A 20,962-nucleotide genomic window follows, 5' to 3' on the forward strand; every position below is an offset into this window, starting at 1 on the left:
CTTTTCTTCACCCCAGCGCGTCGTTGCAGCGCCCGCAGACACCCGCATGGGCGTGGCTGCCCACGTCGGGCAGGATCTTCCAGCACCGCTGGCACTTCTCGCCCTCGGCCTTGGCGAAATCGACCGAGATGCCATCGACGTCGGCCAGGGTGAACGCCCCGCCGCTGCCGTCCTGCAGAACCACATCCGAGGTGATCGCGATGTCGTCAAACGGCACGCTTTGCAGCGCTGCCAACACCTCTGCGTCTGCGACATGGACCACGGGCGCTGCCTCCAGCGAGGCGCCGATGACCTTGTCGCGACGCTGGATTTCCAACGCCGCTGTCACCACGCGCCGGGCGCTGCGAACCTTGCCCCATTTCGCCGCCAGGGCCTCGTCGCGCCAGGTGGCGGGCGTCTCGGGGATGTCCTCCAGATGGATGGAGCTGTCGTCGCCGGGGAACCTTTCCAGCCAGACCTCTTCCATCGTGAACACCAACACCGGGGCGAGCCACGTCGTCAGGCGGTGGAACAGGATGTCCAGCACCGTGCGCGCCGCACGGCGGCGGTCGGTGTCGCCATCGCAGTAAAGCGCGTCCTTGCGGATGTCGAAGTAGAAGGCCGAAAGGTCCGTCGTGGCAAAGGTGAAGACCGCCTGGAACACGCCCTGGAAGTCGTACTTCCCGTAGCCCTCGCGCACCGTGGCGTCCAACTCGGACACCCGGTGCAGGACCCAACGTTCCAACTCGGGCATATCCGCCGCGTCCACCCGGTCGGCTTCCATGAAGTCGTTGAGCGAGCCCAACATGAACCGCATCGTGTTGCGCAGGCGGCGGTAGCTGTCGGCGGTGCCTTTCAGGATCTCCTGCCCGATCCGCTGGTCGGCGGTGTAGTCGGTCTGGGCCACCCAAAGGCGCAGGATATCGGCGCCGTATTGGTCGACGATCTGCTGCGGCGCGATGATGTTGCCGATGGATTTGGACATCTTCATGCCCTTCTCATCCAGCGTGAACCCGTGGGTCAGCACGCCCCGGTACGGCGCACGTCCTTGCGTGCCGCAGGACTGCAGCAGCGAGGACTGGAACCAGCCGCGGTGCTGGTCGGTGCCTTCCAGATAGAGATCCGCCAGGCCATCCTCGGACCCATCCTCCCTGTCGCGCAGCACGAAGGCGTGGGTGGAGCCGCTGTCAAACCACACGTCGAGCACGTCGAACACCTGTTCATAGGCATCATGATCGTAGTCATTGCCCAGGAAGCGCGCCTTGGCGCCCTCGGCATACCACGCATCCGCGCCCTCGGCCTCAAACGCCTCCAACACGCGGGCGTTCACCGCCGGATCCCGCAGCAGGAAGTCCTCATCCTGCGGCCCCGCACCCACCTTCACAAAGCACGTCAGCGGCACGCCCCAGGCGCGCTGGCGCGACAGGTTCCAGTCGGGCCGGCTTTCGACCATCGAATACAGGCGATTACGCCCCGTCTGCGGCGTCCAGGTCACCAGCTCATCAATCGAGCGCAAAGCCCGCTCGCGGATCGTCGTGCCATAGGTGTCATCGCCGCCGACAGCCTTGTCGATGGCCGCAAACCACTGGGGCCGGTTGAGCCGGATCACCGGCGCCTTGGACCGCCACGAATGCGCGTCCGAGATCGTGATCCGCTTACGCGCCAGCAGCCGCTTCACCCCCACCAACTTGTCGATGACGGCCTTGTTCGCCCCACCGGGCTTCTTGCCGTCACGCGACAGGATGAACTGCCCGCCAAAGAACGGCAGATCCGCGCGGAAGGAGCCATCGTCGAGGATGTTGTAGGTCATCTCCAACCCATGGCGGAGCCCGATCTGATAGTCGTCGTCCCCGTGGGACGGCGCCGTATGCACCAGCCCCGTGCCCGCATCATCGGTCACGTGGTCGCCCGGCAGCATGGGCACGTCATAGTCCCATTCGCCCTCCGCCCCTTCGGCCCCGCGCAGGGGGTGCGCAAGGCTCAAGCCCGCCAGCTCATCCACGGAAACGTCCCGCAGACGGCGCACCATGTTGGGGTCACTGGCGTCCAACCTTGCCGTGCCGAAGACCTCTTCCGCCATCGCATCGGCCACGATGTAGCGATGCCCGATCACGGCCCAACACTCCTCGGGCCGGCCGACACACTCATAAAGACCATAGCTGATCTTCGGCCCGAAACAGACCGCGCGGTTCTGCGGGATGGTCCAGGGTGTCGTCGTGAAGATCACGACGTGGGCGCCCGCAAGGTCGCCCACGGGCGACACTTTCCCGTCGCCGGTCGAGACGGCATCCGTCTCGGACAGCACCTCAAACGGCACCCAGATCGCGTCGGTCTGGCGGTCGTGGTATTCCACCTCCGCCTCGGCCAGCGCGGTCTTCTCTACCGGGGACCACATCACCGGCATCGAGCCGCGGAAAAGCGCGCCGTTCATCAGGAACTTCATGAATTCCTCGGCGATGACCCGCTCGGCGTGGAAATCCATCGTCAGGTACGGCTTGTCCCACGTCCCCGTGACGCCCAAGCGCTTGAATTCGTCGCGCTGCACGTCGATCCAGCCCTCGGCGAATTTCCGACATTCCTGTCGGAAATCAACGATATCCACCTCGTCCTTGTCGCGACCCTTCTGGCGGTACTGCTCTTCGATCTTCCACTCGATGGGCAGACCGTGGCAGTCCCACCCCGGGATATAGCGCGCGTCATGCCCCAGCATCTGCTGGCTGCGCACGACCATATCCTTGAGGATCTTGTTGAGCGCGTGCCCGATGTGCAGGTTGCCGTTGGCATAGGGCGGGCCGTCGTGCAGCGTGAACGGCGGGCGAGCCGTGTCCGTGCCTTTCTCAGCAGCGGCCTTATCCCGCAAACGGTTGTAGATGTTCATCTTTTCCCAGCGTGCCAGCCACTCTGGCTCGCGCTTGGGCAAGCCCGCGCGCATCGGGAAATCGGTTTTCGGCAGGTTCAGCGTGGCTTTGTAGTCCATGGGTTCATCGCCCGAGACGGGCGTGGTGTGGTCGGCGCACATCGCAGGCGCTCCTCATGTTCGAATGCTTGATAGGGGGTGTAGCAGGGCGGCGCGGAGGCTCAAGCCCCAACACGACGCGAAAATCCCGGCGTCTCTGCTCAGAGCGCCGGGGTGCTAATTCGAATGGAAGTGCCGAATTGCCGTGCCATGGGGGCCGTATACCCGCGCGGCACGCCAAGGTCAAAGGGGGGCGTGGGCCGCGTGCCCTAGCAGGGCCCGCCGACAATGCCCAGGCCGATGAGAACCAGCAAGATCCCCAGCATCGACGCGCCGCCTGACGCGATCAGGTTGATCATCCGCGTCTCGCCCAACCGTAGGGCCGAGACCTCGCCCAATCCGCCGACCAGGATCGCGAGGCCGCCGAAGATCACCTTGCCATAGTCGATGAAGCTGCAGGTATAGACCCCGCCCGACGTGCTGGTGCTGGTCATCTGAAAGCTGAGCACGCCGCCCGCGATGACGAGGCCGATGGCGAGTTTGGATAGGGTGGTGAGGTCTGAAAGTTTCATGGTGTGGGGTCCTGGGCATAAGGGGTGCGCCAAGGAACCACGGGGCGGGCGTCGCTTGCAATGCGGGTTTCCCGCCGTCAGGACGCCGGGTCGCATGGGCGCAACCGGGCGGCGCGCTAGGGTACAGGCCATGAAGATGACGATAGCGATTGCAGGGGCCGGGATCGGCGGGTTGGCCGCGGCGGCGCTGCTGGCCCGCGACGGCCACGCGGTAGTGGTGTTTGATCAATTCGACGCGCCGCGCCCCGTCGGGTCGGGCCTGGTGATCCAGCCGGTGGGCATGGAGGTCTTGCGCGCCTGCGCCGCCGATCAAGAGGTCACGGCGCGCGGCGCGCCAATCCTGCATATGTTCGGGGATGAGGCGGATCGCGGCAAGACGGTCCTCTCCGTCGCCTATGGCACAACGCCGGACCGGCAAGGCCTCGGCATCCACCGCGCGGCGCTGTTCCGGGCGCTTTTCGACGCTGCGCAAAAGGCGGGCGCGCAGATTGTCGCCTCCAGCCCGGTCACCGCGCGTGCCGGGCAGCGCCTTGTCGTGAACGGAAAACCCGAAGGCCCCTTCGACCTGATCGTCGATGCGCTTGGCGCGGGCTCACCCCTCTCTCCCCTCAAGGCACGCGCGCTGCCCTATGGCGCCGTCTGGGCCACCGTCCCCTGGCCCAAAGATGCGCCGTTCCCCCAGGATCGCCTGTCCCAGCGCTACCGCAAAGCCAACCGGATGCTAGGCATCCTGCCGGTTGGCACCATGGCCGATGCGCCGGACCAACGCCTTGCCGCGATCTTCTATTCCCTGCCGGTGGCCCAGATTGACGCGCATTTCAATCGTCCCTTCGCCGATTGGCGCGCCGAGGCCACCCAGCTTTGGCCCGAGTTCGCCGCCTATCTGCCCGACACGCTCAGCCACGCGGATTTCACCGCCGCGCGCTACACGCACGGTGCCCTGCGCACGCCCTATGACGACGGCCTCGTGCATATCGGAGACGCCGCCCACCGCGCCTCTCCGCAACTGGGCCAGGGCGCCAACATGGCCCTTCTGGACGCCCGCGCGCTCCAGCTGGCCCTGCGAGGAGCCCGCAGCGCGGGCGAGGAGGGGCTGCGGCGCTACGCCATGGCCCGCAAATATCACGTGAAGCTCTATCAGGCGTTCTCCGCCGCCTTCACGCCGCAATACCAATCCGACAGCGCTACCCTGCCGCTCCTGCGCGACCACATCCTCGCGCCCCTCAGCCGCACATGGCCGGTGCCCCCTATCCTGACCCGTCTGGTCTGCGGCGACATCATCCCCCCGATGGCCTCACTTGACGCGCGCGTGACGCATTCTGACCGTTCATAAAGGTTAACAAATCTGATTGTTGTTGTATATCAGGTGTTTAGGCCTCTGCTCAAGCTTGAGCACCCCGGCTCAACGCCCGTTCCCTGAACACGATATAGAGGCCCGAGGCGATGGTCACCGCGATCCCCAGGGCCGCCAACCCGTTGGGCAGGTCGCTGAACATCGCAAAGCCCACCAGAGTGGCCACCGGGATCTCCAGGTATTGCATGGGGGCCAGCGTGGCCGAGGGCGCGTAGCGCAGCGACCAGGTCATCAGCAGATGCCCGATGGAGCCGAAAACCCCGAGGGCGACAAGCAGCCAGATCTGCGCGCCCTCAGGCGTCACCCATCCCGCCAGGGGGGCGATTTCTGCGGTGGGAAAGAACAGGAATGGCACCACCAAAGGCAGCGCCACAAGGCCCGAGGCGCCTTGCAGGGCCAGCGGATCAATCTCGCGCGACATCGCGCGGGTCACCAGCATGAAGAAGGCGAAGGCAAAGGCGACCCCGATTGGCAGAAGGGCGGCCCACCCCACGGCAGCAAAGCTCGGTTGCACCACCATCAGCGTGCCCACAAAGCCCACCGCACAGGCGATCAGACGGCGCGGCCCGACCTCTTCGTCCAGGAAGAAACGGCCCAGAAGCAGCATCAAGAATGGCATGACGAAGGCGATGGCCACAGCATCGGCCAGGGGCAACACCCGAAGGGCAGAGAACATCAGCAAAAGCCCGGCAATCTGCAAGCCCGCGCGCAGAAGCGTCAGCCCCAGGACCCGGCCCGTGGGGAACAGAACCGCGCCCGCCATCAGGGCCATGGGCACGAACAGGATGGTCTGCGTCGCGAATCGCACGACCACCAGTTGCAACAAGGGAAAGTCTGTCCCCAACAGTTTGGCCAGCGCGTCCGAGAACGGGATCACGACACAAAAGCCGACCATCAAGAGGATGCCCAGAAGCGGCCTGTCAGCGGTGTCCGTTGGTGTGCCCATGGCGCAGGCATGACACGGGCAGGCGGCGGTGTCAGCCCTCGGCTTTGCTCACGATCCCGGTCAGGGCGCGGCGGATCAGGCCGGTGACGCTGGGGCGTCGCCCCTCGCCAAACGGCAGCGGGCGGCAGACCTCCATGGCCGCAAGGCCCACCCGCGCGGTCAAAGCCCCGTTCACCACGCCCTCTCCAAACCGCCGCGACACCTTCGACAGGACCGAGCCGCCAAGCGCCGAGCCCAACAGATCATCGCCAATCGCCACGGCGCCCGTGGCCACCAGATGCGTCATCACCGCCCGCGTCAGGCGCCAGCTTCCCAGGGTCCCGGCGCGCCCGCCGTAGACCTCGGCGATGCGCCGGATCATTCGCAGGTTGGCGGTCAGCGCGACGATCACATCGGCCATCGCCAGGGGTACCAGCGCCGTCACGGTCGCCACCTGCCGTGCGGCGGCCTCCACCTCGGCGCTGGCGGCCTGGTCCAGGGGCGCCATGAGCTCGGCCTCGGCCAGTGCGAAAAGCGAGGCCGCGTCGAACAATTCGTCGTTCTGGCGGTTCAGGGTCTCTCGCCCCAATCGCAACTCCGCGCGGCCCGCATAAAGCGCTGAGATCTGCGCCACAACACCGCGCGCGCCCTTCAGGTCCCCCGCCGCCAAAGCCGCCTCCGCCGCGCGGTGGATCCGGTCGAGCCGTCCAAGGCGCGAGAACGCCGCCAATTCGCGCAGGGCGATCAACAAAAGCGCCAGTAACACGGCAGCGATCAATCCGAATGCGACCCAACCCAGGATCGGGTTGGATGCCAAGAGCCCGGTCACGAAATTCCACGCCGCCAGCGAGGCGGCGAATCCGATCAGCCCCAGAAGCGCCGACCAGAAGAAACGCGCCAGGCGCGACGGGCGTTTCGCACCCAGGGTGGCCACCACCTGCATCGCGCGCCCATCGGCCAAGGCCGCGCCCACATCGGGCACCGGCGCCGCCGCCTCGGGCCCCGCCTCGGGTGCCGCGTCCAACTCGATCAATACCGGGCCCTTGCGCTCAACCATCGGATTTCCGCCCTTTCATCTTGCCCGGAAAACTCCGGGGGAGATGCGCATCTTGATGCGCAGCGGGCGCAGAGCCCCTTCTAACGACAGCATTCATCGCAGTTTATCTCCGATCAGGAACTCCGCCGCCCGGTCCAGGCGAATGTGCGGCGGGCCTTCGCCTGAGCGCAGCGACAGCGGCGCGGGCGCAAAGCGCATCACGCCAAACTCCCCGTCCAGCCAAGCCGCCGCCCCGTTGCGGGCCGGGGCCAGCAGAACGGACGGGTCGACCGGCAGATCGCCGGGATGCAGCGCCGCCTGGCGACCGTCCTCCAGAAGCGCACCGCGCACGACACCCAGGTCAGCCCCCTCCACCCGGCGCGTCTCTTCCACCGTGGCACGCAGCGCTGCAATCGCCATGGCGCCCGTCGCCGCGCCCGAGAAATCCGCGCGTCCCCGCGCGTCGGCCACCAAAGCCTCCATGATCGCCTGCAAGCGCCCGTGTTGTTCGTGGTGCAGATGATCCGCCTTGGTCGCGGCAAACAGGATCTTGTCGACGCGCTTGCCGAGGATCGAGGTCAGGAACGAATTCCGCCCAGGCCGAAACGTGCCAAGAATGCCCGACAGCGCTTGGCGCAAGTCTTCCACCGCCGGGGGGCCGTTGTGGATCGCACCGAGCGCATCCACCAAGACTACCTGCCGGTCGATCCGCGAAAAATGCGCGCGAAAAAAGGGCTTCACGACCTGCGATTTATAGGCCTCATAGCGCCGCGCAAACTCTCGCGCCAGGCTGCCGCGCGGGGCCGCGCCTGGGGTCAGAGGCGCAAAGGTCAGCGCTGGAGAGCCCTCCAGATCGCCGGGCAGCAGGAACCGCCCCGGAGTACAATCGGAATATCCCGCCTCGCGCGCCGCCGTCAGGTAGGCCGTCCAATCGCGTGCCAGCTCAGACGCCACCGCCTCATCCAGCCGGGCCTCCGCGTCCACCGATCCCAAGCGGCCCACGTAGGGTGCGCCTTCAGTGCGCACCGCCGCGCGCGCCAACGCAGCCTCCGACCATTGCGCGTAATCCTGATCCAGCAGGCCCAGATCCAGCAGCCACTCGCCGGGGTAATCGACGATATCCAGATGCACCGTGCGCGGCCCCGACAGGCCCGAAAGCAAGCCCTTGGGGCGCACCCGCAACGACACGCGCAACTCGGACACCGACCGAGTGCTGTCGGGCCAAAAGGGCTCTGGCCCCGTCATTGCCGCCAGATGGCTTTCAAACTCGAACCGCGGCACGGTGTCGTCGGGCTGCGGCTGCAAATACGCGGCCTCGATCCGGCCGGAGGATGCGGCCTCCAGCCCTGCCATTCGGCCGCGATCCAAAAGGTTGGCCACCAGCGAGGTGATGAACACCGTCTTGCCGGACCGCGCGAGGCCGGTGACACCCAGGCGGATCACCGGCTCAAAAAACGTCTCCGACACCGTGTCCGTCACGGTCTCGATCCCCCGGCCCAGGGTGTCTGCAATGGCTCCGATCACCAAGGGGGGCATCCTCTCGCGCTTGTGATGGCCCCAGACATATGCATTTCCGTCAAAGGTTTCGAGACCTCATGCCCGATGGATAGACGGGGAACCTTTCATGGGGTAGCCCCGTGACATGCCGCGCTACGCTTTCAAGATCGAATACGATGGCCGCCCGTTCAAAGGCTGGCAGCGCCAGACCGACCTGCCGTCCGTGCAGGGCGCGGTCGAGGCCGCGTTGGCAAAGTTGGAGGCAGGCGTGCCGACAATCGCCGCTGCCGGGCGCACGGACACGGGCGTGCATGCGCTGGGGCAGGTGGCCCATGCGGAGTTGCAGCGACCATGGGAGCCGTTCCGCCTGGCCGAGGCGTTGAACTATCACCTCAAGCCCGCCCCCGTCGCGATCACCGCCTGCGCGCAGACGCCCGAGGATTTCCACGCGCGCTTCTCGGCCATCTGGCGCAGCTATACCTACCGCATGATTTGCCGACGCGCGCCGCTGGTCCACGACAAGGGCTACGCCTGGGCCCTGCGCGGGCAGGTCGATGTGGATGCCATGGCCGCAGGCGCCCGGCACCTGCTTGGCAAACATGATTTCACCACGTTCCGCGCCACCCATTGTCAGGCGAAATCGCCGGTGAAGACGCTCGATGAGATCCGCGTCGAGGCGGTGCCTCTGCCAGCAGGGCAGGAGATCCGCTTTCACCTCAAGGCGCGCTCGTTCCTGCATAACCAAGTGCGCTCGATCGTGGGTTCGCTGGAACACGTGGGCTCGGGCAGTTGGACACCCGACAACATGCGCCGCGCCCTGGCGGCCCAGGACCGCGCGGAATGTGGCACCGTTGCCCCGCCGGAAGGGCTTTACATGACCGGCGTGGGCTACCCTGAGGACCCGTTTGCCAACGGCTGGAGAGACGCATGATCGAGGTCCCCATCGTCAAAGAATTGGTGTTTGTGGGCGGCGGCCACACCCATGCGCTGGTCCTGCGGCAATGGGGCATGAAGCCTGTGCCCGGCGTGCGCGTCACGGTCATCAACCCCGGCGCCACGGCCCCTTATTCGGGCATGTTGCCGGGCCATCTGGCGGGTCACTATGCGCGCGAAGATCTGGACATCGACCTCGTGCGTCTGGCCCGTTTTGCTGGCGCGCGGCTTTTGGTGGACCGTGCCGTGGCGATTGATCCGGCAGGCAAGATCATACGCTTGGCCTCGGGCCGGGCAGTGTCTTACGACATCATGTCGCTCGACGTGGGGATCACGTCCGAGATGCCTTTGCTGCCAGGGTTTGCGGACCACGGGATTGCGGCCAAACCTCTGGGCAAGTTCGCCGACCTTTGGGCGCAGACCTGCGCCGGAGAGGGGGCGATCAAGATCGCCGTCATTGGCGGCGGGGTGGCGGGGTGCGAAGTGGCCATGGCCGCCGTGCACCGGATGCGCGGGCTGTCGCGGGATGTCTGCGTCAGCGTGATCGACCGGGGTAAGGTCCTGTCCGCCGTCGTGCCCTCGGCCCGTAAAAGGTTGATGGCGGGCTTGGCCACCCACGGCGTGCGCCTGATCGAAGACGCAGAGATCGCGGCAGTGGAGGCCGGTGCGGTCGTTCTGAAAGACGGGCAGCGCGTCGCGTCAGACCTGACGATTGGCGCGGCGGGGGCAACGCCCCAGGCTTGGGTCGCTGAAAGCGGCTTGCCCTGCCGGGACGGGTTTCTGGAGGTCGACGCCTCCCTCCGCTCCCCTGCCGACCCCACGATCTACGCGGCGGGTGATTGTGCGCATCTGGTCCATGACCCGCGCCCAAAGGCGGGCGTTTACGCGGTGCGCGCGGCACCGGTGTTGGCCCATAACATTCGGGCGGATCTGTTGGGACTGCAGCGCCGCGCGTTCAACCCGCAGAAGGATTTCCTGAAGCTGGTGTCCCTCGGCGGGCAAGTGGCGGTGGCGGAGAAATCCGGGTTCTCCCTTTCCGGCCCGCGCATGTGGCAGCTGAAAGATCGCATTGATCAGGCGTTCATGGACAAGTTTCGAGACCTGCCCGAGATGCCGTTACCCCGCGCGCCGCGCGGTGCCGCCAAGGGTGTCGCGGCTGAGATGGCGGGCCCTGCCCCCTGCGGGGGCTGCGGTGCGAAGCTTGCCTCCGGCGCGCTTTCGGGCGTGCTGTCGAATGCCCACGGTGCGTCGCGCGACGACACCACTGCCGTGGCCGGGGATGACGCCGCCGTTCTGCACATGGGCGGCGCGCGGCAGGTGATCAGTACGGATCATCTGCGCGGCTTCGCGCTCGACCCGGCTTTGGTTGCCAAGGCGGCGGCGGTTCATGCGTTGGGCGACATCTGGGCGATGGGCGCGGTGCCGCAAGCGGCCCTTGCCCAGGTGATCCTGCCGCGGCTGGAGGCCCGGTTGCAGGGTAAATGGCTGGACGAGGTCATGCAGGCCGCCGGAGACATCTTTGAGGCCGAGGGTGTGGCGGTCGTCGGCGGGCATTCCTCGGGCGGGACCGAGCTGACCGTGGGGTTTACCGTCACCGGCTTGCTGGACCGTGACCCGATCACGCTGGAAGGTGCCCAACCGGGCGACGCGCTGATCCTGACAAAGCCGATCGGCACCGGCGTGATCCTGGCGGCAGAGATGCAGACCAAGGCCCATGGCGAGGATGTGCTTGCCTGTTGGCAGTCCATGACCGCGCCCTCGGGCGAGGCCGCCCGCGCGCTTGCCCCCCTGGCCCATGCGATGACGGATGTGACAGGTTTCGGCCTTGCGGGGCACCTGAGCAACATTTGCGCGGCCTCCGGCGTCGGGGCAGAGGTCACGCTGGACGCCGTGCCACTGCTGCACGGCGCACAGGCTTTGGCCAGCACCGGCATCCGCTCCAGCCTCTGGGCGCAGAACCGCGCCTCGGTCAGTTGCGAGGTCCCGGAGACGCCGCTGGTAGACCTGATGTTTGATCCGCAAACCGCCGGTGGCCTTCTGGCCTGCGTGCCATCCGACAAGGCCGAGGGCATTGCCGGGGCCACAAGGATCGGTACGATCACGGACCGGCCCGGCCTGCGGTTCACCTAAGCGCCACTGCCCCTAGACACCGCCGCCCCCACGCCTACAGTTCCCCAAAGCCATCCCCTTTTATGAAAGGCGCGCCAGATGTCGAAATTCGGCTCCAGCCAATCCGTGACCCGCTTTGAAGACACCCGTTTCCTGACCGGGGCGGGCGGATATGTGGATGACATCGCGCCTGAAGGCGCGCTGACGGGCTACGTCCTGCGCGCGCCCATGGCCCACGGGACGATTACCGAGCTGGATGTGGAAGACGCCCGCTCGGCCCCCGGTGTCCACGCGCTGCTGACAGCAGAGGATCTGTCGGCGGCAGGCGTGAAAAACGCGATGCGGTTTTTCCGGGCGGACAACCAGGACGGCACCAAAGGCAACGGCGCCCCGCGCCCGATCTTGGCCGAAGGTCGTGTGCGATTTGTCGGTGACGCGGTGGTGTTCATCGTGGCCGAAAGCCTGCAACAGGCCAAGGACGCAGCCGAGATGATCGTGTTGGACGTCGACGATTTGCCGGTGAAGCTCGACATTACCCCTGGCGGCCCGGTGATCCACGACAGCGCGCCCGACAACGTCGTCTACGACTTCGCCATGGGCGACGAGGCGGCAGCTGACGCGGCGCTGGCAGCCTCGGCCCGGGTCATCACGCTGACCAGTTACGACAACCGCATCATCGTGAACTCGATGGAGCCGCGCGGATGCTTCGCCGAGATGGACGGCGACCGCTTGCATGTCGCCTTCAACGGGCAGGGGGTGTGGGGCCTGAAGAAGGACATCGCCAAGCTTTTGGGGATGGATGTGGGCGAAATCCGCGTCACCAACCCCGATGTCGGGGGCGGCTTCGGCATGAAAGCAATGGGCTATCCAGAGTATCTTCTGGTTGCCCTGACCGCGAAGCAATTGGGCCGCCCGGTGCGGTGGATGTCTGAGCGGACGGAGGCGATGTTGTCGGACAACTCGGGCCGGGACCTTAGCGTGACCTGTACGCTCGGGTTCGATGCCGATCACAAGATCACCGCCTATAAGGTCGACAGCCTGTCGAACATGGGGGCCTATAACTCGGAATTTGGGCAAGGCATCCAATCGGCGCTGTTCTCCAAGGTCCTTGCAGGGGGCTACGACATCCAGACAACACATTTTCGCAACCGTGGCGTCTTCACCAACACAACCCAGGTCGATGCCTATCGTGGCGCCGGGCGGCCTGAGGCGATCTACGCGCTGGAGCGGGTCATGGATTTCGCCGCGCGTGAATTGGGTGTGGACCCGCTGGAGCTGCGCCGGAAGAACTTCATTCCGCCCGAGGCCTTCCCCTACACCTCGGCGGTCGGAGAGCTTTATGACGTGGGCGAATTCGCGCGCGTGATGGCGCGGGCCGAGGCAGAGGCCGATGTTGCAGGCTTTGCCGCGCGCCGCGCCGCCGATGAAGCGCAGGGCAAATTGCGCGGCCTTGGGGTGGCCTTCTACATCGAAAGCATCCTCGGCTCGCCCGAGGAGACCGCGACAGTGGAACTGCACGAGGGCGGAGCGACGCTTTACGTCGGCACGCAGTCGAACGGGCAGGGGCACGAGACGGTCTATCGCCAGATCCTGCACGACCAGACCGGCCTGCCGTTTGACCAAATCGAGGTCGTCCAAGGCGACAGCGACCGGATCGCCAATGGCGGCGGAACCGGTGGATCACGCTCGGTCACAACTCAGGGAACGGCGATGCGCGCGACGGCGGATGTGTTAATCTCGGGCCTCATAGGCTTCCTGGAGGAGGATATGGACGCCACCGAGATCAGCTTTGATGTAGAAGAAGGCGTGTTCCGCGCGCCGGGCTCCAACGTCGTGGTGACACTGCTGGAAGCCGCGGCGCGGGCAACGGCGGCGGGCCGGGCCGAGTTGGCCCGCGCGTCCGAGACGACGACACTGCCCGGACGCTCCTACCCCAACGGCTGCCATATCGCAGAGGTCGTGATCGACCGCGAGACCGGCGAGACGCAGGTCGATCGCTACACGGTGGCCGATGATTTCGGCATCCTGATGAACCCGATGCTGGCCGAGGGCCAGGTTCACGGCGGCGTGGCCCAGGGCATTGGCCAGGCGATCACCGAGCATACGGTCTATGACGAAGACGGCCAGCTTCTGACGGCGACCTTCATGGATTACGGCATGCCGCGCGCCGACGACATCCCGATGATCGGTTTCCATACCGAGGTGATCCCGTCCACTGCCAACCCCCTCGGCATGAAGGGCTGTGGCGAGGCGGGCACCGTCGGCGCGCTTGGCGCGGTGGCCAACGCGGTGCAGGACGCGCTCTGGCCCCTGGGCGTGCGGCAGGTGGACATGCCGTTCACGCCGTCGCGGGTCTGGAGCATGTTGCAGGGCGCCCATGGGACGGAGCCGGTTGCCGCAGAATAGGGGCATATGGGCGTGGCTGAATGGCTTCCGCCAAGCGCAAACGCCGCCGCCACCGCCGCAGGACGTCTGCACCCATGTGATCCTGCTGGACGGCACGATGTCGACCCTGAAGCCCGGGTGCGAAACCAACATCGGCCTGACCTACCGGCTGCTTGGCGATCTGCCGCCCGAGGCCCATGTGCATGTCTACTACGAGCCCGGCATCCAATGGCGGGGCCTGCGCCACGCCCATGAGGTGATGGCGGGCATCGGCATCAATCGTCAGATCCGCCGGGCCTATGCCTGGCTCTCGGCCGCCTACAGGCCCGGGGATCGGGTGATCCTGATGGGCTATTCGCGCGGAGCCTACGCGGTGCGCTCGCTCGGCGGGTTGATTGACCGGATGGGTCTTCTGCGGCCCGACGCGGTAAGCGAGGCGCGGGTAGAAGAGCTCTACGGTCTTTACCGCACCGCGCGTGAGAGCGCGGCGGCCAAGGCGATGACTGCCGCGCATTGCCTTGCCGATGTGCCGGTCAGTTTTCTGGGCGTCTATGACACCGTGCGGGCGCTTGGCATGCGCTATCCGTTGATCTGGCGGTTCCTGCCCTTGCCCCACCCCTACCATACACACACGCTCGGACCCCATATCGAGGTCGCGCGCCACGCCCTGGCGCTGGATGAGACGCGCGTGGCCTATCGGCCGGTTCTTTGGGACACATCCCGCGCCGTGCCGGGCCAGAGCGTGACGCAGATGTGGTTCAAGGGCAGCCACGGCGATATCGGTGGGCAGTTGAACGGCCACCACGAAGCGCGCCCTCGGGCCCATGTGCCTTTGGTCTGGATGTTGGCGGAGGCCGAAGCGGCGGGGCTGTGCCTGCCGCCCGACTGGCGCGCGCGGTTCCCGGCGGATGCAGAGGCGCCGTCGGTGGGAAATTTCAAAGGCTTCGGGAAGTTGTTCTGGGAGAGGCGTCGGCGGGTCGTGGGCAAGGACGCCTCGGAGGTCTTGCATCCCAGCGCCGAGGAATGGGCCAAAGCGCGGGGCGTGGCCCTCGCGGGTTATGAGACCGCGTTGGGCTGACGGGCTTGCGCTTTGCTTTCTAAATTGGAGCCACTTTAGGCTTTGCGCTTTGCTTCGCAAATCGCCCGGGCGCACGCTCGGCTTCGCCTCGCGTGCGGTGCCGCCTTCGGCGCGGGGGCGGCCCTACGTGCCGCGTGGTTTGACGCGCAGGGTCGGGTCGGCGGCGCGTGGGTCCTCGGGCCAAGGGTGGCGGGGGTAACGGGCGCGCATGTCCTTGCGGACATCGGCGTAGGAGCCGTCCCAAAAACCCGGCAAGTCCGTTGTGACCTGCACCGGACGCTGCGCCGGTGACAGAAGCGTCACTTTCAGGGGCAGCCGTTCCGGTCCAATGACCGGGTGCACCGTGACCCCGAACACCTCTTGCAGGCGCAGGGCGACCTCGGGCACGTCGCCGGAATAGTCAATGGCGATCCGGCGGTTCATCGGTGTGGTCCAGGTTTCGGGCGCCAGACGGGCGACGTCTTGCAGCGCGTCCCACCCCAGCCAGGCCTCCAGCGCCGGGGCCGGATCGAAGCGTGCCAGGTCGTCTGCACTGCGCACCCCTGCGAGGAAGGGGGCTGCCCATGCGGGCAGCGCGCTGAGGAGGGATGCGTCAGAGACATCCGCCACCCCGGAAAACGCCACCCGCGCCCGCAACAGCCGGGCGCGTTTGGACCAGCCGAGCGTGTTGATCCCCAGATCGCGGATGCCCTCCAGCACGGCGTCGGTCATGGCTTCTGGCGCAGCCTCGCGCCAGGCGCGATCCGCCAGGATCAGCGCGCCAAAGCGTTCCTGTTGGCGCGCCTCCACCCTGCGGTGGCGCTTGGACCAATGACACAGGTTCTGCCAGGTGATCTGATCGCCGTAGAGCCGCCGGATCTCCGCCTCGGACACTTCAACGCCCAGGCGCACGCGGGCTTCGCGCGGGTTGCCGTCCAGATCCGTCGCCACGATCAACCGCGCCCCGCTGAGACCATCGCCATCGGGCAAAACCGCGCCCTTACCGCCCGACAGAACGTAACGCGGCTGATCGCCCGGGCGGCGCAGGCCGATGCGGTCGGGGTAGGCCAAAGCGGCCTGGGCGCCGATGCTTTGCCGTTCGCCGCCCTCGAACCGCTTCAAGCGTTTCGCGTCCTGCCGCACCCGGGCCAACACGCCTTTGTCACCCTCGCCCGTCTCCAGCGCCCGCAACCGCAGGCCCAGATCCACGCCTTGACCCCGGAGCGGATCACGCTCGGCCATCAGCGCCGCCAGCCGGGCCGAGCCGGGCCCGCCCCGGGTCACCATATGCGCCAGTCTCGGGTGCAGCGGCAGGCGCGCCAAGCGGCGGCCGTGGGCCGTGATCGTGCCGCCCTCCAGCGCGCCCAAATCCTGCAACAACGTGCGCGCCTCTGCCATCGCGCCTTCCGGCGGAGGTGTCAGGAAAGCCAGCCCCTCCGCGCTGCCCCATAGGGCCAGCTCCAAGGCCAACGACGTCAGATCTGCCGCTTCGATCTCGGCGGGCGGGAAGGCCGGCAGGGCCCCCTCTGCGCCCTTGGTCCACATCCGATAACACACGCCCTCCGCCACCCGTCCCGCGCGGCCCTGGCGTTGCGCAGCCTCGGCCCGGCTGACCGGCTCTGTGACCAACCGCGTCATGCCCGAGCCGGGATCAAACCGCGCCCGCCGCGCGCGTCCGGCGTCCACGACCACGCGGATGTCTTCGATGGTCAGGGAGGTCTCTGCGATCGATGTCGCCAGCACCAGCTTGCGACCCTGCACCTCGGGCCGGATCGCCGCGCGTTGATCGGCCAGCTTCATGGCACCAAAGAGGGGCCGCACGGTTGTGTCCTCGGGCAACCTGCCCTGTAGCGCACGCTCGACCCGGCGGATCTCACCCTCTCCGGGCAGGAATACGAGGCATCCGCCTGAAACCTCCTCCATGGCTTGCACCACCAGATCCGCCACGGCTGTTTCGAACCGCACATCGCGATGGGGTGGTTTGGAAAGCCAGCGCGTCTCCACCGGGAAGGCCCGCCCCTCGGAAGAGACCAGCGGCGCATCGTCCAGCAACGCCGCAACGGGCGCGGCGTCCAAGGTGGCGGACATGACGACCAGCCAAAGGTCATCGCGCAAGGCGCCACGCACTTCCCAGGTGAGGGCCAGGCCAAGATCCGCATTCAACGAGCGTTCGTGGAATTCGTCAAAGATCACCGCGCCGACGCCGGGCAGTTCCGGGTCATCCTGCAGCATCCGCGTCAGAATACCCTCGGTCACGACCTCGATCCGCGTATCGGGCCCGACGGCACTGTCGCCGCGCACGCGGTAGCCGACGGTCGCCCCCACATCCTCGTCCAACGTTTGCGCCATGCGCTCTGCCGCTGCTCGGGCGGCAAGGCGGCGGGGCTCCAGCATCAGGATCCTGCCCTTGACCTCAGGCAACAGGGCCAGGGGTACCCGCGTGGTCTTGCCGGCCCCAGGCCGCGCTTGCAACACGGCCCGGCCCGCCGCGCGCAGGGCGGTGAGCAACTCGGGCAGGATGGTGTCGATGGGCAGCTGCATGCGTGTTGCGATAGGGGCCGGGCGGGGCAGCGTCAACGGCTGGACAGGGGGCCCATCGGTGGGTCATGTGGGGGCACGGAAAAGGAGCAGCCATGACCGACGATCTGGCAGAGCGGATAGCAAACGGCGAACGGCGGGCCCTGGCCCGCGCCGTGACGTTGGTGGAAAGCACGCGGGCCGATCATCAGGCCCAGGCGGCGGAGTTGTTGGAGCGCCTGCGGGGCTTGAACCGGCAAGCCTTGCGCATCGGCCTGTCGGGCACGCCTGGTGTCGGGAAATCGACGTTCATCGAGGCGTTCGGCATGGCGCTGGTCAAGGCGGGCCTTCGGGTGGCGGTGCTGGCGGTAGATCCCAGCTCGGCACGCTCGGGCGGCTCGATCCTGGGCGATAAGACGCGGATGGACCTGCTTTCTCGCGAGCCCGGCGCGTTCATCCGCCCGTCGCCGTCATCGGCGGCATTGGGCGGCGTCGCCCGCCGCACCCGCGAGGCCATCGCGCTTTGCGAGGCCGCTAGTTATGACGTTGTGTTGATCGAGACCGTGGGCGTCGGCCAGTCGGAAACGATGGTCGCCCAGATGTGCGACCTTTTCGTTTTGCTCCTGGCCCCGGCAGGCGGGGACGAGTTGCAGGGCGTCAAACGCGGCATCATGGAGATGGCCGACCTGATCCTGATCAACAAGGCCGACGGCGACCTGAAGGCCACGGCCACCCGAACCGTCGCTGATTACGCAGGCGCCTTGCGCCTGCTGCGCAAGCGGCCCCAGGACCCGGAGGATTTTCCGAAAGCGCTCGCAGTCTCAGCGGTTGAGGGCACGGGGTTGGCGCAGGCCTGGGACGAGATGCAGGCCCTCGCCGCCTGGCGGCGCGACACCGGCCATTGGGACAGAACGCGCGCGGGGCAGGCCGCCCATTGGTTCGAATATGAAGTGCGCGAGGGCCTCTTGGCGCGCTTGCGCGAGGATGAAGGCGTGAAGTCCGCCATGGCCGACTTGGCCCGTGACGTGGCCAAGGGCGAGGCAACGCCGACGGCCGCGGCGCGGTTGATCCTGGAGCGTCTGGCCTAGGCCGGTGCCAGCTCCCCCTGGTAGCGGATGATCAGGCCGAGGCCCCGGACCGCCGCGTGGACGTCGAAGGTGATCTTGCCGTCCTCGGTGACACCCTCGACCCCCTCGCAGCTCGTCAGGACCCAGGACGGCATCGGCAGGCCGAATGCGCGCAGGCCGGTGATGGGAATGTGGAGGGTCGGCCCACTGGCCCTCGGCTGCATCAGGAATTCGCTGGTGCCGACCGTCTCGGCGATCACCCCGTCGCTGTGGAGCCGTTGCAGGGACCGGGTCATGTGGCCGTCAAAGTTCCGCTCCCAGATCTCGGATGTGCCATCGCGGGTCGCGCGGAAACTGAACGGCATCTCGCCGGATTTTCCAGGCATACCGCCCGACTTTGCGATCATCCGCGTAAGCGCGTTGCCGTGGGTAACCGTCACGTGGCCCTTGTAAAACACCGTATTCTCGACGGCATGGAAGGTCTGCAAAGGCTCGGGCAGATCGAAGAACGCATTGCCCATCGCGCGCGGGTACAGCATCAGGCCACCCCGTCGAGGAACCGCGCCCGCAGGCCCGCGTCCGGCATCATGCAGGTGTCGTAACGGCCGAAGACGGCGTAGCGGTTCTTGGCGATGCGGTAGTAAAGGAAACTGCGCAACGGCTCGGGGATGAATCGGGTGACGGCCAGGGCCTTGTAGGGCCAGCCCACGGCGGTCATCGCGGCGGCGAATGCATCAAGGCGTTCGTAAATCATGCTGTCCACGATAACCAGATTGGTGTCAAAGTCATCCGTTGGCATGCCGAGGGCCGCGTAAATCCGCGCGCCAAGGTCCGATTGGGCGTGGGCGAAGTGGAACCGCTGAGTCTTGTCGGCGCGGACGATGAAACGGAAGAAGCCCGAGCAGAGCACGCATTCGCCGTCAAAGACGATCAGGTCGCGGCCTTGCAGGGTGTCTCGCACATCAGCGGGCAGATCGGCGGTGGTCTTCACCGAAAGATACTGTCGCCCTGCTGGTCGATCAGCATCTTGGCTTTGAACAGCGACGTCTCCGTCGCCTCGTCCATGGACTGGCATTTGTCGGCGCGGATCATCTGGTGGATCTTGGTCTCTCCATCCACGTCCTTCTCGATCCTGGCCTGGACCTGGAAGCCGCCCTGGGCCTGAGCAGGCTCGGGGAAAATGCGGTAGTCCTTGTGGAGAACAGGCTCGGCCTGGGGCTTGGGTTTGCCGCCGAAAAGCTTGGAGAGGATGGACATGGGACGCCTCCGGTCAAATAGGTCGGGAGGGAAGATAGAGCGGTTTGGCGATGAGGGGAAGGTGAGGGCGTGTGCTCAAGCTTGAGCAAGGGCGTAAGCTATTGTTTTAAATACATATCGCTGTTTACGTTAACTTTTGGGTAAGCAGTTTGCCCATACCCACGGCGCTGCGCCGACGCTAGGCATCCATCCGGTCGAGGTAATGGGCGACGCAATCCTGCACCCGGCGGAAGCGATCGCCGCCCAGGTGCGTGCCGCCAAACCAACGGGTCACGATGATGACGTGATCTTGCAGATTGGCGCGCTCCAGCATGCGGACGATCACCATTCCGGCGCCGGCCTCTCCATCATCGTTCTTGACCGGGCCATCGGCGGTGAGCAGCGCCCATGTGTTGTGGGTGGCTTTCGCGAATTTCTTCTGGCGTTTGAGGGCTTTGAGGAGGGTGAGGGCCTCGGCCTTCGACGTCGCAGGGCCGCCGGAGACGGCGTATTTGGAGCCTCGGTCGGTGAGGATGTTGTCGTGTGTGATGAGCATTTTACGTGTCTACGCGGCGGAAGGCTGGCCGCCAAGCGCTGAGCCGCGACAGCGTCAGGCCTCGGGCTGGCGATCCAACGTTGGTTCTAGGGCACTTTATGGTGGCCAAGTCTTCGTACAAAACGAGCGGCGCACCAAGCGGCAGCCAAATCGCCGGGCCGTGGGGAGGCCCGACGATGGCGGGGCGGCTTCGCCGCTGTTAACCCGCGTTCTCACTAGCAACGTTTTCGGGATTGTGCCACCGGATGGAGTTAATCGAGTGGCATATCGGCGCAACGCTGGCCTCGATAGAAATCAGAAGAATGAAGGCCGGAACAAGAAACCACGTCTTCGATAGTCCAAAGCGAAATCCAGGCCTCGGCAATGTCCCCCAATACCGATCTTCGGCACCTGATTGCTTTAGCTTCCCAAAGTAACTTCTAATCTCGGCAAGAGACGTTTCCTTCGAATTTTCCAAGCGCCGCATAATGAAGTTGGCGGTTCTTGTGTGGGCGTCAAAGAGCCTATTATGAAGAGCGATCAGCCGGACGTTCAGTAGGCAGAGCGCTATTGCCGAGACGTAGACGATGGAAAAGTCAGGATCTCGATCAGCACAGGTTGGCAAAAAAAGATCTGTCCGATTCCCCTCGTCCAGAGCCAAACCGAGTAGAACCCCCGCTGCGCCAGAGATGATCGCGGTGATTTGGCCCCGCAAATGCTCATGATCGCGTCCGTGTGCAAAGTGCTCATTGGCTGAAGCCAGCAGCAGTTCCCTCGTTTCGGGTTTCATTCACCCAATGACCC

At 66.1% G+C, this 20,962-nt stretch carries 17 protein-coding genes; 6 read left to right on the forward strand and 11 right to left on the reverse strand.

Annotated features, from left to right (window positions below; all coding sequences use genetic code 11):
* Positions 1 to 7: 7 nt before the first annotated feature.
* Together ileS and AC6I9R_RS06015 are read right to left on the reverse strand one after the other, a co-directional pair.
* The gene (ileS, locus tag AC6I9R_RS06010) at positions 8 to 2,998 is read right to left on the reverse strand and encodes an isoleucine--tRNA ligase (RefSeq protein WP_461427923.1); all 2,991 of its coding nucleotides are present in this window, start codon (positions 2,996 to 2,998) and stop codon (positions 8 to 10) included.
* Positions 2,999 to 3,204: 206 nt separating this feature from the next.
* Entirely contained in the window at positions 3,205 to 3,507 is a 303-nt protein-coding gene (locus AC6I9R_RS06015) for a hypothetical protein (protein WP_461427924.1), read from the reverse strand.
* 130 nt (positions 3,508 to 3,637) lie between these two features.
* On the opposite strand from AC6I9R_RS06015, the gene AC6I9R_RS06020 reads away from it, so the two are divergent.
* Entirely contained in the window at positions 3,638 to 4,840 is a 1,203-nt protein-coding gene (locus AC6I9R_RS06020) for an FAD-dependent oxidoreductase (protein WP_461427925.1), read from the forward strand.
* 49 nt (positions 4,841 to 4,889) lie between these two features.
* Here AC6I9R_RS06020 and AC6I9R_RS06025 read toward each other — a convergent pair whose 3' ends face one another.
* From AC6I9R_RS06025 to AC6I9R_RS06035, 3 genes are all read right to left on the reverse strand, one after another.
* On the reverse strand, positions 4,890 to 5,807 hold the full coding sequence (locus AC6I9R_RS06025; RefSeq protein WP_461427926.1) for a DMT family transporter: 918 nt from the start codon (positions 5,805 to 5,807) through the stop codon (positions 4,890 to 4,892).
* A gap of 31 nt (positions 5,808 to 5,838) precedes the next feature.
* Positions 5,839 to 6,843, reverse strand: a complete 1,005-nt coding sequence (locus tag AC6I9R_RS06030; RefSeq protein WP_461427927.1) for a YcjF family protein — start codon at positions 6,841 to 6,843, stop codon at positions 5,839 to 5,841.
* Positions 6,844 to 6,936: 93 nt separating this feature from the next.
* Positions 6,937 to 8,349, reverse strand: coding sequence for a YcjX family GTP-binding protein (locus AC6I9R_RS06035; protein ID WP_461428179.1), 1,413 nt, complete (start codon positions 8,347 to 8,349; stop codon positions 6,937 to 6,939).
* Positions 8,350 to 8,464: 115 nt separating this feature from the next.
* Between AC6I9R_RS06035 and truA the strand changes: the two genes are divergently transcribed.
* From truA to AC6I9R_RS06055, 4 genes are all read left to right on the forward strand, one after another.
* Positions 8,465 to 9,250: a tRNA pseudouridine(38-40) synthase TruA gene (gene truA, locus AC6I9R_RS06040; RefSeq protein ID WP_461427928.1), complete on the forward strand. Its 786-nt coding sequence runs from the start codon at positions 8,465 to 8,467 to the stop codon at positions 9,248 to 9,250.
* Positions 9,247 to 11,382: a selenide, water dikinase SelD gene (selD, locus tag AC6I9R_RS06045; RefSeq protein WP_461427929.1), complete on the forward strand. Its 2,136-nt coding sequence runs from the start codon at positions 9,247 to 9,249 to the stop codon at positions 11,380 to 11,382. Before truA ends, selD begins: the two co-directional genes overlap by 4 nt.
* 78 nt (positions 11,383 to 11,460) lie before the next feature.
* Positions 11,461 to 13,767: a xanthine dehydrogenase family protein molybdopterin-binding subunit gene (locus AC6I9R_RS06050; protein WP_461427930.1), complete on the forward strand. Its 2,307-nt coding sequence runs from the start codon at positions 11,461 to 11,463 to the stop codon at positions 13,765 to 13,767.
* A complete protein-coding gene (locus tag AC6I9R_RS06055; protein WP_461427931.1) occupies positions 13,754 to 14,824 on the forward strand; it encodes a T6SS phospholipase effector Tle1-like catalytic domain-containing protein in 1,071 nt (356 codons plus the stop codon). Before AC6I9R_RS06050 ends, AC6I9R_RS06055 begins: the two co-directional genes overlap by 14 nt.
* A gap of 123 nt (positions 14,825 to 14,947) precedes the next feature.
* On the opposite strand, the gene hrpB is transcribed toward AC6I9R_RS06055, so the two are convergent.
* The gene (hrpB, locus tag AC6I9R_RS06060) at positions 14,948 to 17,344 is read right to left on the reverse strand and encodes an ATP-dependent helicase HrpB (protein WP_461427932.1); all 2,397 of its coding nucleotides are present in this window, start codon (positions 17,342 to 17,344) and stop codon (positions 14,948 to 14,950) included.
* A 92-nt stretch (positions 17,345 to 17,436) separates the two neighbouring features.
* Between hrpB and meaB the strand changes: the two genes are divergently transcribed.
* Positions 17,437 to 18,408: a methylmalonyl Co-A mutase-associated GTPase MeaB gene (gene meaB, locus AC6I9R_RS06065; RefSeq protein ID WP_461427933.1), complete on the forward strand. Its 972-nt coding sequence runs from the start codon at positions 17,437 to 17,439 to the stop codon at positions 18,406 to 18,408.
* Here meaB and AC6I9R_RS06070 read toward each other — a convergent pair.
* The 5 genes from AC6I9R_RS06070 to AC6I9R_RS06090 all read right to left on the reverse strand — a co-directional run bounded on the left by AC6I9R_RS06070 (position 18,405) and on the right by AC6I9R_RS06090 (position 20,948).
* Entirely contained in the window at positions 18,405 to 18,926 is a 522-nt protein-coding gene (locus tag AC6I9R_RS06070) for a DUF4166 domain-containing protein (RefSeq protein ID WP_461427934.1), read from the reverse strand. The two genes, meaB and AC6I9R_RS06070, sit on opposite strands and share 4 nt — an antisense overlap.
* Positions 18,926 to 19,378 carry a thiol-disulfide oxidoreductase DCC family protein gene (locus AC6I9R_RS06075; RefSeq protein ID WP_461427935.1) on the reverse strand — a complete coding sequence of 151 codons (453 nt, stop codon included), beginning with the start codon at positions 19,376 to 19,378 and terminating at the stop codon, positions 18,926 to 18,928. Before AC6I9R_RS06075 ends, AC6I9R_RS06070 begins: the two co-directional genes overlap by 1 nt.
* On the reverse strand, positions 19,375 to 19,644 hold the full coding sequence (locus AC6I9R_RS06080) for an HlyU family transcriptional regulator (RefSeq protein WP_461427936.1): 270 nt from the start codon (positions 19,642 to 19,644) through the stop codon (positions 19,375 to 19,377). Before AC6I9R_RS06080 ends, AC6I9R_RS06075 begins: the two co-directional genes overlap by 4 nt.
* A gap of 178 nt (positions 19,645 to 19,822) precedes the next feature.
* The gene (locus AC6I9R_RS06085) at positions 19,823 to 20,179 is read right to left on the reverse strand and encodes a YigZ family protein (protein WP_461427937.1); all 357 of its coding nucleotides are present in this window, start codon (positions 20,177 to 20,179) and stop codon (positions 19,823 to 19,825) included.
* A 199-nt stretch (positions 20,180 to 20,378) separates the two neighbouring features.
* Complete coding sequence (locus tag AC6I9R_RS06090) at positions 20,379 to 20,948, reverse strand: hypothetical protein (RefSeq protein WP_461427938.1); 570 nt, start codon at positions 20,946 to 20,948, stop codon at positions 20,379 to 20,381.
* Positions 20,949 to 20,962: the final 14 nt, after the last annotated feature.

The sequence above is a fragment of the Gymnodinialimonas sp. genome, from assembly GCF_059726805.1.

What these genes read in the sequence shown, in the direction of transcription:
- AC6I9R_RS06025 (WP_461427926.1), bottom strand. Translation starts at nt 5,807, where the DNA reads ATGGGCACACCAACGGACACCGCTGACAGGCCGCTTCTGGGCATCCTC.
- selD (WP_461427929.1), top strand. Translation starts at nt 9,247, where the DNA reads ATGATCGAGGTCCCCATCGTCAAAGAATTGGTGTTTGTGGGCGGCGGC.
- AC6I9R_RS06080 (WP_461427936.1), bottom strand. Translation starts at nt 19,644, where the DNA reads ATGTCCATCCTCTCCAAGCTTTTCGGCGGCAAACCCAAGCCCCAGGCC.
- AC6I9R_RS06015 (WP_461427924.1), bottom strand. Translation starts at nt 3,507, where the DNA reads ATGAAACTTTCAGACCTCACCACCCTATCCAAACTCGCCATCGGCCTC.
- AC6I9R_RS06050 (WP_461427930.1), top strand. Translation starts at nt 11,461, where the DNA reads ATGTCGAAATTCGGCTCCAGCCAATCCGTGACCCGCTTTGAAGACACC.
- AC6I9R_RS06090 (WP_461427938.1), bottom strand. Translation starts at nt 20,948, where the DNA reads ATGAAACCCGAAACGAGGGAACTGCTGCTGGCTTCAGCCAATGAGCAC.
- AC6I9R_RS06030 (WP_461427927.1), bottom strand. Translation starts at nt 6,843, where the DNA reads ATGGTTGAGCGCAAGGGCCCGGTATTGATCGAGTTGGACGCGGCACCC.
- AC6I9R_RS06070 (WP_461427934.1), bottom strand. Translation starts at nt 18,926, where the DNA reads ATGCTGTACCCGCGCGCGATGGGCAATGCGTTCTTCGATCTGCCCGAG.
- hrpB (WP_461427932.1), bottom strand. Translation starts at nt 17,344, where the DNA reads ATGCAGCTGCCCATCGACACCATCCTGCCCGAGTTGCTCACCGCCCTG.
- truA (WP_461427928.1), top strand. Translation starts at nt 8,465, where the DNA reads ATGCCGCGCTACGCTTTCAAGATCGAATACGATGGCCGCCCGTTCAAA.
- ileS (WP_461427923.1), bottom strand. Translation starts at nt 2,998, where the DNA reads ATGTGCGCCGACCACACCACGCCCGTCTCGGGCGATGAACCCATGGAC.
- AC6I9R_RS06020 (WP_461427925.1), top strand. Translation starts at nt 3,638, where the DNA reads ATGAAGATGACGATAGCGATTGCAGGGGCCGGGATCGGCGGGTTGGCC.
- AC6I9R_RS06085 (WP_461427937.1), bottom strand. Translation starts at nt 20,179, where the DNA reads ATGCTCATCACACACGACAACATCCTCACCGACCGAGGCTCCAAATAC.
- meaB (WP_461427933.1), top strand. Translation starts at nt 17,437, where the DNA reads ATGACCGACGATCTGGCAGAGCGGATAGCAAACGGCGAACGGCGGGCC.